Consider the following 16,550-nt stretch of genomic DNA (forward strand, 5'->3'; position numbering starts at 1 on the left):
CGAACCCTCAGGAAGAAGAGGACCGTGGCTGAGAGCAACGAGGCCGACTGGGTCTCCCGTTTCGCGGACGACGTCATCGCCGAGTCGGAGCGCCGCGCACCCGGGAAACCCGTTGTCGTCGCGTCCGGGCTCAGCCCCTCGGGCCCGATCCACCTCGGGAATCTGCGCGAGGTCATGACCCCGCACCTGGTCGCCGACGAGGTGCGCAGGCGCGGGCACGAGGTCAGGCACCTGATCTCCTGGGACGACTACGACCGGTACCGCAAGGTCCCGGTCGGCATCCCCGGGGTCGACGAGTCGTGGGCCGAGCACATCGGCAAGCCGCTGACCTCGGTGCCCGCGCCCGCCGGGTCCTCGTATCCGAACTGGGCGGAGCACTTCAAGGCGCAGATGGCCGCGTCGCTGGCCGAGCTGGGCGTGGAGTACGACGGCATCAGCCAGACCGCCCAGTATCAGGCGGGCGCCTACCGCGCCCAGATCCTGCACGCGGTGCGGCACCGCGCCGACATCGACGCGATCCTCGACCAGTACCGGACGAAGAAGGCCCCGGCCAAGCAGCAGTCGCAGAAGCCGGTGGACGCGGCCGAGCTGGAGGCCGCCGAGGGCTCGGGCGCGGCGGGCGAGGACGACGGCAGCGGCTCCGGCGTGGGCTACTTCCCGTACAAGCCGTACTGCGCGGTCTGCGGCAAGGACCTCACCACGGTCACCGCGTACGACGACGAGACGACCGAGCTGACGTACACCTGCGGCTGCGGGCACGGGGAGACGGTCCGGCTGGAGGAGTTCGACCGCGGCAAGCTGGTGTGGAAGGTCGACTGGCCGATGCGCTGGGCGTACGAGGGCGTGATCTTCGAGCCGTCGGGCGTCGACCACTCCTCGCCGGGCTCCTCGTTCCAGGTCGGCGGGCAGATCGTCGGCCCGATCTTCGGCGGGAAGCAGCCGATCGGCCCGATGTACGCCTTCGTCGGCATCTCCGGCATGGCCAAGATGTCGTCGTCCAAGGGCGGTGTGCCCGTCCCCGCCGACGCGCTGCGGATCATGGAGCCGCAGATCCTGCGCTGGCTCTACGCCCGCCGCCGCCCCAACCAGTCCTTCAAGATCGCCTTCGACCAGGAGATCCAGCGGCTCTACGACGAGTGGGACGCGCTGGAGCGGAAGGTCGCCGAGGGCACCGCGCTCCCGGCCGACGTCGCCGCGCACAGCAGGGCCGCCCGCACCGCCGCCGGTGAGCTGCCGCGTACCGCGCGGCCGTTGCCGTACCGCACGCTGGCGTCCGTCGCCGACATCACCGCGGGCGCCGAGGCCCAGACGCTGCGCATCCTGACCGAGCTGGACCCGGACCGGCCGATCGGCTCGCTGGACGAGGTGCGGCCCCGGCTCGACCGCGCCGAGTCCTGGATCACCACCCAGGTGCCCGCCGAGCAGCGCACCGTGGTGCGCGCCGAGCCTGACACCGCCCGCCTCGCCGCCCTCGGCGACAGCGAGCGCGCCGGGCTCAAGCTCCTGGTGGACGGCCTCGACTCGCACTGGTCGCTGGACGGTCTGACGACCCTCGTCTACGCCGTGCCCAAGGTGCTGGCCGGTCTTGAGCCGGACGCCAAGCCGACTCCTGAGCTGAAGGTCGCCCAGCGGTCGTTCTTCGCCCTGCTCTACGAGCTGCTGGTCGGCCGCGACACAGGTCCGCGCCTTCCGACGCTGCTCCTCGCGGTGGGCGCCGACCGCGTCCGCACGCTGCTGGGCGCGGGCGCGTAAGGGCTCGTACGGCATCGGGGGCGGGACCGCGACCGCGGTTCCGCCCCCGTCGTATGCGTGGCCCCCGGCCTGCGGCCTGTGGTTCACGGCCCCCGGTCTACGGGATGTGCTCGGTGTCGGACTCGGACTGGAAGCGGTAGCGCAGGTCGCGCAGGGACGGGACCAGCTCGCGCTCCTCCGGCGGCGTACCGGTGTACATGTCGGAGAGGTAGCGGGCGAACTGCCGGGCGTTGGGGAAGGTGCCGAATTCGCGGACGTAGCGGCGGTAGGCGCCGAAGAACGCCTCGTCCTGCGAGATGCCGTCGGGGAATTCGAGGCCCGAGACGAATTCCGGCGCCGGAGGCTGCTCCGGCTCGGGTGCGGGCACCGCTTCCGGCTCCGGAGCGGCGTACTGCGGCTCGGGGCCCTGCTGGAAGCGCTGCTGCGCGGCGGCGGCGCTGCCGTTCAGTCCGGAACCGCCCAGCGGGCGCGACCGGTTGGGGCCGGCCGGGACCATGATCTGCGGCTGCTCCGGCTCCGGCTGCTGCTGGATCTGTTGGCCCTGCTGCCCCTGCTGCTGGGCCTGTTGCATCTGCTGCGCCATGAACGCCTGCTGCTCGCGCTGGGCCTGGAGCTGGGCGGCGGCGAACCACGGGCTGTCGTGCGCGCCCGGCGTGTCCTGCTGGGGCCACTCCTGCGGGTACGGCTGCTGGTTGTACTGCTGATACTGCTGGAACTGCTCGAACTGCCGCTGCTCGTACGCCTGTTGGTGCTCGAACTCCGACTGCGGCTGGAACTGCCGCCCGTCCTGCCGCCCGTCCTGCTGCCCCGCCTGCTGTCCGCCCGGTTGTCCGCCCGCGAGTCCGTTCTGCTGGCCGCTTTGCTGCTGCCGGGCCGCCTCCGCGAGGGCCGCAGCCGCCTCGGCCGCGAGGTCGGGAACGCCGTTCGGGAGGGCGTGGCCGTTCACATGGCCGTTCACCGCCCCGTTCAGGGCTCCGTTCACCGCCCCGTTGACCGTCCCGTTCGCGGCGGCCTTCGACGGCGCCGCCGTCACCGGCTCCGCGGCCTCCGCCGCGATCGGCGCGGCCGACTCGGGCCCGGCCGTCAACTCCTTGGCGGGGCGCGTGATCTCGATGCCCGCCGCTTCGAGTCCGGCGTCGGCCGTCTCCGCCAGCGGCACCCCGTACTTCGCCAGCCGCAGCGGCATGATCGCCTCGACCGGGGCCTTGCGACGCCACGCGACGCCGTACCGCGCCCGCAGCCGCGCCCGGTAGACCAGGCGGTCCTGCTCGCGCCGGATCGTTTCCTCGTACGACCGCAGTTCCCACAGCTTCATCCGGCGCCACAGCCGGAAGGTGGGGAGGGGGGCGAGGATCCAGCGCGTGATGCGCACCGACTCCATGTGCTTGTCGGCGGTGATGTCGGCGATCCGCCCGATCGCGTGCCGGGCGGCCTCCACCGAGACCACGAACAGCACCGGGATGATCGCGTGCATGCCGACGCCGAGCGGGTCGGGCCAGGCGGCGGCGCCGTTGAAGGCGATCGTCGCGGCCGTCAGCAGCCACGCGGTCTGCCGCAGCAGCGGGAACGGGATGCGCAGCCAGGTCAGCAGCAGATCGAGCGCGAGCAGGACGACGATGCCCGCGTCCACGCCGATCGGGAAGACGTTCGCGAACCAGCCGAAGCCCTTGTCCAGGGCGAGCGAGCGCACGGCCGCGTACGAACCGGCGAAGCCGATCCCCGCGATCACCACCGCTCCGGTGACGACCACGCCGATCAATATGCGGTGCGTCCGGGTCAAACGTATCGCGGCCACCCGCGACCCCTCCTACCCCTTGGCTCCAGCCTCACTGGCGGACCGGAGCCGTACCGGCTCCGGCGGGCCCCAGACTGCCATACGGGTGAGAAGGAGAGGCGCGGCGTTGACGAACGAACGCCGTACAAACGCGCGAATACCGGGGCGAGGGGAGCGGGAGTTGTTACGCGTTCGCCGCCGCGACCGCCGCGACGGCCTCCTTCGCCGCCCGTTGCGCACCGCTCTGTACGTCGCCGGCCGACGGGTTCTTCTTGCCTTCGAGGCCCGCGCCGTTGAACTCCACCAGGACCACGACATTGCCGCTGCGGACGACCACCGAGTCGTTCTGCGAGGTGACCTTCGCGACGGTGGCCTTGCTGACCACCGAGGCCGCCTGGTCGCCGAGGCCGGTGAGGGCGGCGGAGGCCGCGCCGGGGACCTGGTTCAACGTGCCGACCTGCTCGGTGTACCGCTTCTTCGCCTGGTCCTCGGCCGTGCCGAGCGCGGTGGAGGACGTGAAGCGCTGAAGGGTGACCGACAGCCAGCGGTACTGGTAGCCGTCCTTGCCGTTGCCCGTCCAGGAGCAGCCGGCGCGCGAGGTGATGTCGTCGGACTTCACCGGGGTGCCGCCGGGCGTCTTGGCCTTGGGCACCAGCGCGTTCACGGTGGCCTGCGTGATCGCCTTGCAGGACGCCGGGAGCGCGGCGAACTTCGCGGGCGCGAGGGTCGGGGTGGCCGAGCCGCCGGACGGGCCGGAACCCGTGGAGGAGGAGGCCGAGGACTTCGCGTCGGATGATCCCGAACCGGACGAGCATCCCGCGAGAGCCATCGCGGGGACGGCCGCACAGGCGAGCAGCAGAGCGAGGCGGGAGGCGGTGTGTCGTCGTTCCATGGGGGTCACCCTAAAGGGCCGCGCTGTCGGCCCCCGGTCAGTCCTTGACTTTCCTCAGGAGCTGCTCCGCGACCTGCTGGGCGCCTTTTTGCAGGTCAGCGCTGTCCGGTGGCGTACTGCCACGGGGTGACGACTCCGCGTAAGTGACGGTCACCAGGACGTTGGCGGTGCGGAAAACCAGTGTCACGTCGCGGCGGGGAGGCTGTGCGTGGGGCTTGAGGACGTCATTGATAAATGCGGCGTTTCCCACATCGGTGAGGCGGCGGGGGAGGAGGTCGGTGCCGCCGCCACCGGCCGTGCCGGAACTCGTCGCCGACCCCGTGCTCGTACCGTTGCCGCCGTTCGTACCGCTGCCGGTGGTGGAATTGTTGCCGTTCGTCGTACCGCCGGTCGGCGTGGCGGTCGTCTGCTGGCCGCTCGGGGTGGCGGAGGACGACAGCGGCGGGATCGAGGCGTCGGCCGCCTCGTTGGAGAAGTCGAGGTCGGCCTGGACCTCGTCGCTGACGGCCGGGTCGTACGACACGACGCGTTCGAGGTCGATCTTCAGGGTGTTCGACGTGCCGTCGGCCCGGGTGCCGCGCCAGGAGCAGCCGACCCGGCGGTCCGTGTCGTACGTGAGCGACTCCGAGCCCGCGACGTCGGGAACGGCGGGGACCAGGGACTTGAGCAGCTCCTGGCCGACGGCCGTGCAGGGCGCGGGCAGCGTCTGGTACTTGCCGGGCGGCGCGGGCGAGACCGTGCTCGCACTGCCGCCGCCCGCGAGCTGCGCCTTCTGGTCCGAGGCGGAACCCGCCGAGTCCCCGCCGCCGGTGCACGCGCCGAGCGTGGCCAGGGCCAGCGCCACCGCGGTCACGGCCGTGCCGACGGCGGCCGGGAGGCCGCGTCCCGCCGGAGCACGTCGCGTCGCCTGGGCACCTCGCGCCGCCGGGACACTTCGCGTGGACCGCACTGGGCGGGCCCCCTTCCCCTCAGGTTCTGCCGCTCCCGCGCGCTAAACCTTTGGCGTGAGCGGGTGCGCCGTGGACACAATGTCTACCGCAAGCTTCACCCAAACCACCTCTTGGGGCGGTTTTATCGCGTGAGGCATCCTTGATTTTGCCGTTTACGGGGGATTGTCATGTCTTATACCGAGGTGCCGGGTGTCCGGGTGCCGATCCGGATGTGGACGGACCCGACCACGGTCGAGGACGTCGCGATGCAGCAGCTCCGCAATGTCTCCTCGCTGCCGTGGATCAAGGGCCTGGCCGTCATGCCGGACGTCCACTACGGCAAGGGCGCCACGGTCGGTTCCGTCATCGCGATGCACGGCGCGGTCTGCCCCGCGGCGGTCGGCGTCGACATCGGGTGCGGTATGAGCGCGGTCAAGACCTCCCTGACGGCGAACGACCTGCCCGGCGACCTCTCCCGGCTGCGCTCCCAGGTGGAGCAGGCGATTCCGGTCGGACGCGGCATGCATGACGACCCGGTCGCGCCCGGCCGCTTCCACGGCATGGCGACCTCCGGCTGGGACTCCTTCTGGGACCGTTTCGACGGGCTCGCGGAGGCCGTGAGGTTCCGCGCCGACCGCGCGACCAAGCAGATGGGCACGCTCGGCGGCGGCAACCACTTCGTGGAGGTCTGCCTCGACGAGTCCGGCGCCGTATGGCTGATGCTGCACTCCGGCTCCCGCAACATCGGCAAGGAGCTGGCCGAGTTCCACATCGGCCAGGCGCAGAAGCTGCCGCACAACCAGGGCCTGGTCGACCGCGACCTCGCGGTCTTCGTCTCGGACACCCCGCAGATGGCCGCGTACCGCAACGACCTGTTCTGGGCGCAGGAGTACGCCAAGAAGAACCGCGCCATCATGATGGCGCTCCTCCAGGACGTCATCCGCAAGGAGTTCAAGAAGGCCCGGCCGACCTTCGACGAGGTCATCTCCTGCCACCACAACTACGTCTCGGAGGAGCGCTACGACGGCATGGACCTCCTGGTCACCCGCAAGGGCGCCATCCGCGCGGGCTCCGGCGACCACGGCATCATCCCCGGCTCCATGGGGACCGGTTCCTACATCGTCCGCGGCCTCGGCAACTCCGCCGCGTTCAACTCCGCCTCCCACGGCGCCGGCCGCCGCATGAGCCGGAACGCGGCCAAGCGCCGCTTCACCACCCGCGATCTGGAGGACCAGACCCGCGGCGTCGAGTGCCGCAAGGACTCCGGCGTCGTCGACGAGATCCCGGCCGCCTACAAGCCCATCGACCAGGTCATCGACCAGCAGCGCGACCTGGTCGAGGTGGTGGCCAAGCTGAAGCAGGTCGTCTGCGTCAAAGGCTGACGCGTCGGGCGCACGGTTCCTGGAGCCGTGCGCCCGTGGCGGGTTCCTTCCTACGGCTACGGCTATGGCTTCGGCTACGGCTTCGGCTTCGGCTTCGGCTATGGCTTCGTGTGCGGGGGCGCGGCTCAGGCCCTGCGGACGTGCAGGACGGTGCCGTCCAGGGAGAGGGGCGAGCGGCCGACAAGGGTGAGGCCCGCGTCGGCGAACAGCCGGGCGTAGTGGTCGGCGCGGCGTTCTCGACCGCCGACGTTGCACATCATGTGCAGGTCCCAGGCGGTGGCCAGGGAGGCCGAGCCGTCGTCGGGCAGGACGCGTTCCACGACGAGCAGTTCGGCGGTCGGGGACATCGCGCGGGCGCAGTGCCGCAGGATCTCGCGGCAGCGGTCGTCGTCCCAGTCGTGCAGGACGCGGGACAGAATGTAGACGTCGCCGCCCGCGGGCACGTCGGCGAAGGAGCCCGGGAGGAAGGCGCACCGCCCGGTGTGACCGGCCGCGCCGAGCAGGCGGCGGGCGGTCTCGACGGTGTGCGGGCGCTCCAGCAGGACACCGCGCAGGCGGGGGTGTGCGGAAAGGATTCGGCCGAGCAGTTCGCCGTTGCCGCCCGCGATGTCGACCACGGTGGCTCCTTCGGCTCCCTTGGCTCCTTCGGCCGGCGCTTCGGCCGCCCTTCCGGCCGCCCTTCCGGCCGCCGCGACGAGGACCGGGTGGTCGGGCAGCGGGGCGAACATCCGGGCGCCGGCGGCCATCGACTGGTCGAACAGCCCGGCGAGTTCGGGATCGCGGGCGAAGTGCTCGAAGTGGTTCTCGCCGAAGTGCCGTTCGAAGGCGACCTGTCCGGTGCGCACGGTGTGGTCGAGCCCGGCGAAGGACGCGTAGAACGGCCCCCCGTACATCAGCGCCAGCGACCGCATCGACCCCTCGGCGTCCGCCCGCAGCAGCCCGCCGGTGTCCGTGAGCCGGAAGCCGTCGCGGTCCTCGCTCACCACGCCGAGCATGGTGAGGTACCGCAGCAAGGTGGCCAGGTTGGGTGCCAACGCGCCGACCGTGTGGGCCAGTTCGGGCAGGCCGACGCCCCGCTCCCCGTCCATCGCGTCCGCCGCCCCCAGCCGCGCGAACGCGGCCAGCGCCTGCGTCGTCCACGCCCCGGTCAGCAGCCGCAGCAAGGTCTCGGCGGGCTGCCGCGCCCGATGCGCCTCCAAGTGCGCGTCGAGCAGGTCGCGGTGGTCGCCCGGCACGTACAACTCCACCCGCCCGTAACCGGCCTTGGCCTCGGCGGGCGCGGCGAAGTAGAACACCGTGCCGTTCTCGTGCGGGTTGTAGCCGCCGCCGTCGGGCGTCGCGCCGTACTGCCCGAAGGCCGCGCACAGACCGCGCAGCATCAGCGGGTCCGGTGCCTCGACCTCGAAGGCGACATGCGTCTCGTGCTGCCGCTCCCGCTCGTACGCCGCGACCTCGCCGAGGCCGGAGCCCGGTGGCACGGTCAGCGCGAACACCTCGACCGTCCGCCGTACCCCGTCCCGGCACTCCACCGCCGGCCGCAGAATCGCGACGTCCAGCTCCGCCGCGCGCCGCTTGTGCCGTACGGCCAGCCGCTCGCGTACGACGACGCTCGGCGTCGGCGGCGCGTCCGCGACCAGCCCGCAGTCGGCGAGCGTGGCCTCCAACTCCGCCCGGCCGGACGGGAAGACGAGCAGCGCCGCGTGCGAGAAGGCGCAGCGCTCCGCCAGCGCCCGCAACTCCGGGCCGTCGAGCCCGGGAAGCAGGAGCCGGAGCAGCGTGGCGGTGTCCTGCTCCCTGACGAAGTCGACCGTCGCGCGCAGGCGGGACGCGTCGGACGTCTCGCCCGACAGTGCCGTGATCATGTGCGGGGGGACCCTCATTCGTTCCGGGGTTCGGTCGTCCGCGTACGGGTGTACGCGGACGGGTGTACGCGAGACGGGTGCGGGGATGCGGCGGTACGGGATGCGGCCGCACGTACGGGGATGCGTGAACGGCGGTGCGCGGGCGAGTGGTTGGGGCGGCGGGCCGGAACGGCTAGACGCCGACGTAATGCTCGGCGAACCAGTCCTGCTGGCTGCGCGACGTGCGCAATGAGGCGAGGCGGGCGCGGCGCAGGGAGTTGTGGAACAGCGACTCGCCGTCCGCGCCGGTCGGGCCGTGCAGCAGCCCGATCATCCAGTGCGAGAACTCCTGCGCCCGCCAGATGTGCGTCAGGCAGCGCGCCGAGTAGGCGTCGAGGCCGCGCGGGTCCCCGGCCGTGAGAGCGGCGGCCAGGGCGTCGGCCAGGACCGCCGCTTCGAGTACGGCCAGATTGGCGCCCTTCGCGGCGGACGGGCTGATCAGACCGGCGGCGTCGCCGACGAGGAACAGCGCGCCGTGGCGCAGGGGTTCGAGCACGTCGGACTCCAGGTCGACGACGGACCGCTGGACGAACCGGCCGCGCCGCAGCGGCCCGAACTCCCGCGCCCGCATGCGCAGTTCCAGCTCGTCCCAGATCCGCTCCGCCGGCCACGCGTCGGCCGGGGCGCCGCGCTCGTACTGGAGGTAGTAGCGGGTGACCTCGCTGGTCCTGGCCATGTGCCCGGCGAACCCGCGCTCGTGCACCGCGTATCCGACCGCGTCCAGGCTGGGCGGCGCCTCGGCGAGCAGACCGAGCCAGGTCACGCCGTGATCGCGGTGGTGGCGGACGGCGCCGGGCGGCAGCGAACGCCGGGCGGCGCCGTGCCGCCCGTCGCAACCGGCCACGTACCGCGCCCGCCACAGGCCCGGCCGTCCGTCGGCCTCGCGCGCGACGACCTCGGGCCGCTCGCCGTCGGCGTCGCGTACGGCCACGGCCTCGGTGCCGAAACGAATCTGCCCGCCGCGTTCCTGGAACCGGGTCAACAGGTCGCTCACCAGGTCCTGTTGGGGGTAGACGGTGTGCGGTTCGCGCTGTCCGAGCGCGCCGTAGTCCAGCCGGAACCGGCCGTCCTCGGTACGGAACTCGCAGGTGCTGTGGGGCTGCCCGCGCCGCCGCAACCCCTCGGCGAGGCCGTGCCGTTCGAGAATCCGTACGGTGTTGGCCGCCAGGAATCCGGCGCGCGCACGGGTCCGCACCCGCGCGGCCCCGGCCCGTTCCAGCACGACGCAGTCGATCCCCCGGTCCACAAGGATGTTGCCGAGCACGAGCCCGGCGGGACCGGCCCCGAGGACGACCACGTCGGTCGCGCTGCCGCCCGTCCCGCTGGTGTGGTCGGCCGGTCGCCGCCGGCTCTTCCCGTCTGTCACGGAACCAGATACTAGGTGGCTGAAAATCGCCCTTCGTACCGGAATCACCTGAATGCGCGGCTCGATACGGCAAAGAGATCGTCGGGCCCGTTGTCAGTGGCGGGGGTTACGGTGGCGGAGACCGACACGGAGCGTGACGCAGGACGTGACGCAGGACGTGACGCAGGACGTGACGCAGGACGTGACGCAGGACGTGACGCAGGACGTGACGCAGGACGTGACGCAGGACGTGACGCTCTGTGCGACGCAGGGCGTGAGCAGAACGGCGCGTGAGCAAGGGGGAAAGACCATGACCACTCTCAAGAACCGGCCGCACACCGCACTCCTCGTGGTGGACTCGCAGGTGGGCGTGCTCGACGGCTGCCATGAACGGGACGCGGTGGTCGCCAACATCGCCGCGCTGGTCGCGCGGGCGCGGGAGAAACAGGCCCCGGTGGTCTGGGTCCAGGACTCCGGCGAAGACCGGACGAAGGGCAGCGAGCCGTGGCGGATCGCGCCGGAACTGGGCGCGGACGACGCCGAGCCGCACATCGACAAGGTGTACGGCGACTCCTTCGAGGACACCGACCTGGAGGAGGTCCTGGCCGGTCTCGGCGTCGGGCGCCTGATCGTCGTCGGCGGCCAGACCGACGCGTGCGTCCGCTCCACGCTGCACGGCGCGTTCGTGCGGGGATACGACACGACGCTGGTCGGGGACGCCCACACGACGGAGGATCTGACCGAGTGGGGCGCGCCGCCCCCGGCCCAGGTGATCGCCCACATCAATCTCTACTGGAGCTTCCAGGCGGCCCCCGGCCGCACGGCGGGGACGGTCGCGACGAAGGACGTCGAATTCTGAGGCCGCCGCCGCGACGTGCGTACGCGAAGGCCCCCTGCCCGGTGGGGGGTTGAGCGGGCGGGGGGCCTTCGGCCGGGTCGGGGCGGGCGTCAGTCGTTGGCGTTGAGCACCGGCAGGTAGCCGCTGGAGTGGCCGGTCGCGGTCGGGTGGTACGACTCCCAGCTCGGCGAGATGACCAGCGAGTGGAGGTAGGCGTCGCCCGAGCACAGCTCGTGGCCCTTGAACGTGGAGCGGACGTCGCCGAAGGAGAAGCCGTGCGCGGCGGCGCGGGCCGCGGTGGTGGTGTCGAGCACGTCGGCGGCCTCGTCGATCTTGGCGTGCTTGGTGGCGCTGAGGCCGACGCAGAAGGTGTTGAGGGTGTACATGTCGGGGTAGCCCAGGACGACGACGTGCGCCGAGGGGGCCTTGGCGTGGATCGCGTTGTAGACCGCGTCGAGACGGGCGGGCAGCGTGTTCCTGACGAAGTTCTCCGCCGTGTTCACCCGGTTGACGCAGTCGCTGTCGGAGCCGGTCACGCAGGCGGTCATGACGTCGGAGAAGCCCGCGTCGTTGCCGCCGATGGTGATGGTGACCAGGCCGGTGGAGGAGTTGAGCGGGCCGAGCTGGTTGTTCAGCACGTCCGAGGTCACCGCGCCGGAACAGGCGGTGTCGGCGAAGGAGGACGGGGCGTGCGCGTTCTTCCACAGGTACGGGTAGGCGCTGAAGCTGCGGTGACAGTCGCCGCTGGCGCTGTCGTAGTTTCCCGCGCCGTTTCCGGCCGAGTACGAGTCGCCCAGGGCGACATAGGCGGGGCCTGCGGCGTGGGCCGGGCTGACGCCCACGAGGGCCAGGGCGGCGCCCATGACCAACGTGGCCAGCATGGAGAGGGACTTGGTGCGGTTCACGGAACCTCCATCGGCGGGACGATCGCTTCAGCGATCACTTCAGCAACGAGTTGCGCCGGGGTGCGCTGAGGTGGGCATGTCAAGATGGCTCTGAGCGGTAGACCGCGATGGCGGTGACGGTGGGGGGTGAGGGTGGGGGGTGTGGGGGTGAGTGGGGGGACGGGGTAACGCTCTGACCTCTGGCTGTACAGGGTGTGGCATCAAGCGGCTCCAGCGTCAACGGCCCTGCTGTCGTAAGGATCTACGCGCGAAGAACGCCGCGGGAATCATCCCCAATGAATTGGCTCCGCCAAACATGCTCACGTCAACCCACACCACATCAGCACCATCCCGCCATCCGGCGACGGTTCCGTGTCCACCCTGTGCAACCCCGCCCCGGCCGGGCGCGTCCGCCGAAGGCGGCGGGTTGCCGAAGGGTCGGCGGTGGCTCGTCGGGCGGGGCGCCCGTGCCCGCGCTGTGCAACCCCGCCCCGGCCGGGTGCGTCCGCCGAAGGCGGGGGGGGGCTGCCGAGGGGGCGGCGGCCTTCCGCTGGGCGGGCCCGCCCAGCGGGTGCGAACCCGCTGCCGCGTGTGGGGTGTTCGCCGGAGGCGCGGGGTGTCGAGGGGCCGGCGGTGGGTCGTTGGGCGGGGGGCCCGTGCCCGCCCTGTGCGACCCCGCCCCGGCCGGGTGCGTCCGCCGAAGGCGGGGGGTTGCCGAGGGGTCGGCGGTGGCTCGTCGGGCGCGGGGCCCGTGCCCGCGCTGTGCGATCCCGCCCCGGCCGGGTGTGTCCGCCGGAGGCGGGGGGTTGCCGAGGGGGCGGCGGCCTTCCGCTGGGCGGGCCCGCGCCCGGCGGGTGCGAACCCGCTGCCACGTGTGGGGTGTTCGCCGGAGGCGGGTGGTTGCCGAGGGGTCGGCGGTGGCTCGTGGGGCGGGGGGCCCGTGGCCGCCCTGTGTGATCCCGCCCCGGCCGGGGGTGCCCGCCGGAGGCGGGTGGGGGGTAGAAGTGGGGGTGTTGGGTTGGTGCGGGTGGATGAGGGAGTGGTGGGTGTGGCGGGTCGTGGGCTGGTGGTCTGGGGGCAGCGGTGGGTGGTGAATCCGGTGGCGCGGCGGACGGCGGCGTTCACGCCGGGGGCGGCGGTGGTGGAGACGACCGGGCGGGTGAGCGGGAAGCCGCGGCGGACGCCGGTGGGGGGTGCGCTGGAGGGGACCACCTTCTGGTGGGTCAGCGAATTCGGCCGGCAGTCGCAGTACGTGCGGAACATCGAGGCGGACCCGCGCGTACGCGTACAGATCAAGGGCAAGTGGCACGCCGGTACGGCCACCCTCGTGGACGACGACGACCCGCGTGAGCGGCTGAAGCGGCTGCCGAAGTTCAACAGCGCGGCAGTCCGGGCGTTCGGGACCAACCTGCTCACGATGCGCGTCGACCTCGACCCGGAGGACTGAGTCCGCCACGGACCGGCCGTGTCACTCGTCGGGCGGTTCGACCCGGGCCAGCCACTTCGTCAGCAGGGCTTCGAGCTGCGCGGCCTCGTCGCCGGTCAGGGCGCCCAGCAGGCGGCGCTCATTGGCCATGTGGGCCGTGAAGGCGCGGTCGATGACCTCGCGGCCGTGCGCGGTGAGCGCGACCACCCGGCCGCGGCCGTCGAGTTCGCTGGGGCGCCGGGTCGCCAGACCCGCGCGCTCCAGGCGGTCGATCCGTTTGGTCATCGCGCCGGTCGTGACCATGGTGTGCTCGGCCAGCTCCGAGGGCGCCCGCTCGAAGGGGGCGCCCGCGCGGCGCAGCGCGGCCAGAACGTCGAAGTCGCCCTCGCCGAGGCCGTGTTCGCGGTAGACGACGCACAGTTCGTCGGTGAGGCGGCCCGCGAGCCGGTGCAGCCGGCCGATGACGCCCTGCGGCCGTACGTCCACGTCGGGCCGCTCGCGGGCCCACTCCCGCTGGATCCGGGCGACGTGATCGAGCGGTTCGGGCGAGTCCAGCGATCTGCGTGCGCTCATGCCCTCCACAATACCTTCCGAGGAAGCTACATTAGCTTCCATGGAAGCTAATGTGCGGTGGTCCCTCGTCACCGCCGTCGCCCCGGTCGCCTGGGGCACGACGTACTACGTCACCCGCGAGGCGCTGCCCGCCGACTACCCGCTGTACGGCGCGGTGCTGCGCGCCCTGCCCGCCGGGCTGCTCCTGCTGGCGGTCCGCAGGCGGGCGCCGCGCGGCGCGTGGTGGTGGAAGTCGCTGGTGCTCGGCACGCTCAACATGGGCGCGTTCTTCGCGCTCGTGTACGTCGCCGCGCAGCTCCTGCCGACCAGCGTCGCGTCCACCGTCATGGCCACCTCGCCCGTCGTGATGACGCTGCTCGCCTGGCCGCTGCTGTCCGAGCGCCCGCGCGCGCTGCCGCTGCTCGGCGCCTGCGTCGGCATCGCGGGCGTGTGCCTGATGGTGCTCGACGGCTCGGACGGCATCGACCCGCTCGGCCTGCTCGCGTCCGTCGCCGCCATGACGATGTCCTCGATCGGCTACATCCTGGCCAAGCGCTGGGGCGGCGCCGTGGACGTCCTGTCCTCCACGGCCTGGCAGCTCGTCGCGGGCGCGCTCGTCCTGCTGCCGGTCGCCGCCGCGGTTGAGGGCGCGCCGCCCGCCCTGGACGGCCGCGCGCTGCTGGGCTTCGGCTACGTCACCACGGTCGGTACGGCCGTCGCCTTCGCCGCCTGGTTCACCGGGCTGCGGCACCTCACGGCGGCCGGGGTCGGGCTGATCGGCCTGCTCAACCCGGTCACCGGCGTCCTGCTCGGGACGCTGGTCGCGGCCGAGACGCTGGGCGGGCAGCAGTGGGGCGGCCTGGCGCTCGTCCTGGCCGGTGTCCTGATCGGGCAGCCGGTGACGGCGCGGGCGGTACGGCTCGCGCGCCGCGTACGCCGTGCCCGCAGGCAACGTCATGAGGGCGACACGCGGCCCGCGGCTACTTCCGGAGCACGCCCATGATGTTCCGCGCCGTCTCGATCAGCGCGGGCTGGTACTGGACGAGGTCGGGGGAGAGCGGATAGCCGCCCCCGTCGAGGCCGTTGATGGTGTCCTCGGAGACGTTGACGTCGCTGTAGGCGTTGAGGGTGAGCGAGATGACCGCGCCGCCGTGCAGGATCTTCAGCTCCTGGCCCTCGTCGCTGCGCGTGAGGAAGTACGCCTGGTCGCCGAGTCCCGGCACCGACGAGACCTCGCTCGCGGCCTGGAGGCTGCCGGTCATCATCCGCACCTGGTCCTCGAACTCGACGCGGGGATCGGTCTCTTTGTGCAGGTCGACGGCGACGGCGACGATGTAGGACATCGTGGCGCCCCGCGCGTACGGCGCCTGGGTGGAGAAGTCGCAGGCGACCTGGTCGAGGGCGGGGCCGAGGTGCTGCATCGCGGGCGACGACGTCTCGGGCGTCTCCACCGAGAGCTTCCCCGGGCTGTTGGCCCGGACGGCGGCGGTCAGCGGCTGGAGGGTCGGGCCCTCGCAGGGGCTGTCGGCGATGTGGTAACCGTGCAGGTCCGGCAGGTCGCTGTGGCCCCGGTCGTACACGAACAGGCCGCCCGCCCACAGCGCGGAGGTGACGACGGCCGCGCCGAGCACCCACACCCACGGCGGTCGTACGCGGGAGGCGGCGGCCGGAGGCGGGGGCGGGCCGCCCTCGAAGTCCACGACGAGGTCGGCCGTGCGGCCCGAGGCGCCGGGACCGTCGGCCGTATCGGCGGCGTCGGGCGTGCCGAGCACCCCGTAGTCCGGCTCGCCGCGCTCGTGGGGTCCGCCGCCCGTCAGCTCCGGCTCGGATATCACTGCGGCTCCTCGCGGTGCACCTTGTAGTTGCTGGCCTGCGCGCGCGGGCGCAGCACCAGGAGGTCGACGTTCACGTGCGCGGGCCGGGTCACCGCCCAGGAGACGGTGTCGGCCACGTCGTCGGCGGTCAGCGGCTCGGCGACGCCCGCGTAGACGGCGGCGGCGCGGTCGGCGTCACCGCGGAAGCGGGTCAGGGCGAACTCGTCGGTACGCACCATGCCGGGCGCGATCTCGATGACGCGCACCGGCTTGCCGTTCAGTTCCAGGCGCAGCGTCTCGGCGATCACGTGCGCGCCGTGCTTGGCGGCCACGTAACCGCCGCCGCCCTCGTACGTGGCCAGGCCCGCGGTCGAGGACAGCACGACGACGGTGCCGTCGCCGGAGGCGGTCAGCGCGGGCAGCAGCGCCTGCGTCACGTTGAGCACGCCCAGCACGTTGACCTCGAACATCGCCCGCCAGTCGGCCGGGTCCGCGGTGGCCACCGGCTCGGTGCCGACGGCGCCGCCCGCGTTGTTCACCAGGACGTGCACCGGCGGGTACTGGTCCAGACCCGCCGCGAACGCGTCCACGGCCGCCCGGTCGGTGACGTCCAGCCCGTACACGGACGCCGAACTCCCCTGCTCCGTCAGCTCCTTGGCCAGCGCTTCCAGCCGGTCCGCGCGGCGCGCGGTGAGCACGACATGGAAGCCCGCCTCGGCGAGCTTGCGCGCGGTGGCGGCTCCGATGCCGCTGCTCGCGCCGGTGACCACTGCGGTACGGGGGCTCATGTGGTGCTGCCTTCCACGGACGGTGCCTGCTCGGTTCTGCTCCGGGGCCCCGGGCTCTGCTGTGGCCAGAGCCCTGCTGGGTGTTTTCCCTGGGCAGCAGCAGCATAAGCGGCCGGTTGTCCGGTACCGGGCGGCGCGGGTCGGCGGGTGGCGCTGTGCGGTCGGGCGGGTACGTCACGTGTTTTCGGCCAGCGCCGCCGCGTTGTGGCTCATCTCACGTGGAGCGCCGCCAACTGCGGAATTCATGCTGCGCGGCAGTCGCGTCAGGCTGCT

Annotated in this window: 14 protein-coding genes; 5 read left to right on the forward strand and 9 right to left on the reverse strand. The window is 72.4% G+C overall.

From position 1 onward, the window contains the following. Nucleotides 1-24 precede the first annotated feature (24 nt). Nucleotides 25-1,752 (forward strand): lysine--tRNA ligase, encoded by a 1,728-nt coding sequence (gene lysS, locus ACZ4EF_RS16300; protein WP_467504997.1) that lies wholly within the window; start codon nt 25-27, stop codon nt 1,750-1,752. A 97-nt stretch (nt 1,753-1,849) separates the two neighbouring features. Here lysS and ACZ4EF_RS16305 read toward each other — a convergent pair whose 3' ends face one another. From ACZ4EF_RS16305 to ACZ4EF_RS16315, 3 genes are all read right to left on the reverse strand, one after another. Beyond that, nucleotides 1,850-3,547 carry a DUF2637 domain-containing protein gene (locus tag ACZ4EF_RS16305; protein WP_467504998.1) on the reverse strand — a complete coding sequence of 566 codons (1,698 nt, stop codon included), beginning with the start codon at nt 3,545-3,547 and terminating at the stop codon, nt 1,850-1,852. 163 nt (nt 3,548-3,710) lie between these two features. Further along, nucleotides 3,711-4,418: a DUF3558 domain-containing protein gene (locus tag ACZ4EF_RS16310; protein ID WP_467505000.1), complete on the reverse strand. Its 708-nt coding sequence runs from the start codon at nt 4,416-4,418 to the stop codon at nt 3,711-3,713. A gap of 37 nt (nt 4,419-4,455) precedes the next feature. Beyond that, nucleotides 4,456-5,367 carry a hypothetical protein gene (locus ACZ4EF_RS16315; RefSeq protein ID WP_467505002.1) on the reverse strand — a complete coding sequence of 304 codons (912 nt, stop codon included), beginning with the start codon at nt 5,365-5,367 and terminating at the stop codon, nt 4,456-4,458. 168 nt (nt 5,368-5,535) lie between these two features. Here ACZ4EF_RS16315 and ACZ4EF_RS16320 point away from each other — a divergent pair, with 168 nt between their 5' ends. Beyond that, nucleotides 5,536-6,729, forward strand: coding sequence for an RtcB family protein (locus tag ACZ4EF_RS16320; RefSeq protein ID WP_355340599.1), 1,194 nt, complete (start codon nt 5,536-5,538; stop codon nt 6,727-6,729). A 125-nt stretch (nt 6,730-6,854) separates the two neighbouring features. Here ACZ4EF_RS16320 and ACZ4EF_RS16325 read toward each other — a convergent pair whose 3' ends face one another. Further along, the gene (locus tag ACZ4EF_RS16325) at nt 6,855-8,591 is read right to left on the reverse strand and encodes a methyltransferase (protein ID WP_467505004.1); all 1,737 of its coding nucleotides are present in this window, start codon (nt 8,589-8,591) and stop codon (nt 6,855-6,857) included. Nucleotides 8,592-8,763: 172 nt separating this feature from the next. After that, the gene (locus tag ACZ4EF_RS16330) at nt 8,764-9,927 is read right to left on the reverse strand and encodes a 4-hydroxybenzoate 3-monooxygenase (protein WP_467505144.1); all 1,164 of its coding nucleotides are present in this window, start codon (nt 9,925-9,927) and stop codon (nt 8,764-8,766) included. 358 nt (nt 9,928-10,285) lie between these two features. On the opposite strand from ACZ4EF_RS16330, the gene ACZ4EF_RS16335 reads away from it, so the two are divergent. Continuing rightward, the gene (locus ACZ4EF_RS16335; RefSeq protein WP_467505146.1) at nt 10,286-10,834 is read left to right on the forward strand and encodes an isochorismatase family protein; all 549 of its coding nucleotides are present in this window, start codon (nt 10,286-10,288) and stop codon (nt 10,832-10,834) included. Between the two features lie 89 nt (nt 10,835-10,923). On the opposite strand, the gene ACZ4EF_RS16340 is transcribed toward ACZ4EF_RS16335, so the two are convergent. Next, nucleotides 10,924-11,694 (reverse strand): SGNH/GDSL hydrolase family protein, encoded by a 771-nt coding sequence (locus ACZ4EF_RS16340; RefSeq protein ID WP_391123983.1) that lies wholly within the window; start codon nt 11,692-11,694, stop codon nt 10,924-10,926. A 1,042-nt stretch (nt 11,695-12,736) separates the two neighbouring features. Here ACZ4EF_RS16340 and ACZ4EF_RS16345 point away from each other — a divergent pair. Then, entirely contained in the window at nt 12,737-13,144 is a 408-nt protein-coding gene (locus ACZ4EF_RS16345) for a nitroreductase/quinone reductase family protein (RefSeq protein ID WP_391052078.1), read from the forward strand. A gap of 21 nt (nt 13,145-13,165) precedes the next feature. Here the strand turns inward: ACZ4EF_RS16345 and ACZ4EF_RS16350 are convergent, their stop codons facing one another. Continuing rightward, a complete protein-coding gene (locus ACZ4EF_RS16350) occupies nt 13,166-13,696 on the reverse strand; it encodes a MarR family winged helix-turn-helix transcriptional regulator (protein ID WP_467505006.1) in 531 nt (176 codons plus the stop codon). Nucleotides 13,697-13,736: 40 nt separating this feature from the next. On the opposite strand from ACZ4EF_RS16350, the gene ACZ4EF_RS16355 reads away from it, so the two are divergent. After that, nucleotides 13,737-14,678 carry an EamA family transporter gene (locus ACZ4EF_RS16355; protein ID WP_391163527.1) on the forward strand — a complete coding sequence of 314 codons (942 nt, stop codon included), beginning with the start codon at nt 13,737-13,739 and terminating at the stop codon, nt 14,676-14,678. On the opposite strand, the gene ACZ4EF_RS16360 is transcribed toward ACZ4EF_RS16355, so the two are convergent. After that, nucleotides 14,656-15,510 carry a hypothetical protein gene (locus ACZ4EF_RS16360; protein ID WP_391163526.1) on the reverse strand — a complete coding sequence of 285 codons (855 nt, stop codon included), beginning with the start codon at nt 15,508-15,510 and terminating at the stop codon, nt 14,656-14,658. The two genes, ACZ4EF_RS16355 and ACZ4EF_RS16360, sit on opposite strands and share 23 nt — an antisense overlap. Beyond that, nucleotides 15,507-16,277 (reverse strand): SDR family oxidoreductase, encoded by a 771-nt coding sequence (locus tag ACZ4EF_RS16365; RefSeq protein ID WP_355340578.1) that lies wholly within the window; start codon nt 16,275-16,277, stop codon nt 15,507-15,509. Before ACZ4EF_RS16365 ends, ACZ4EF_RS16360 begins: the two co-directional genes overlap by 4 nt. Nucleotides 16,278-16,550: the final 273 nt, after the last annotated feature.

Source organism: Streptomyces sp. NPDC025721, from assembly GCF_055558595.1.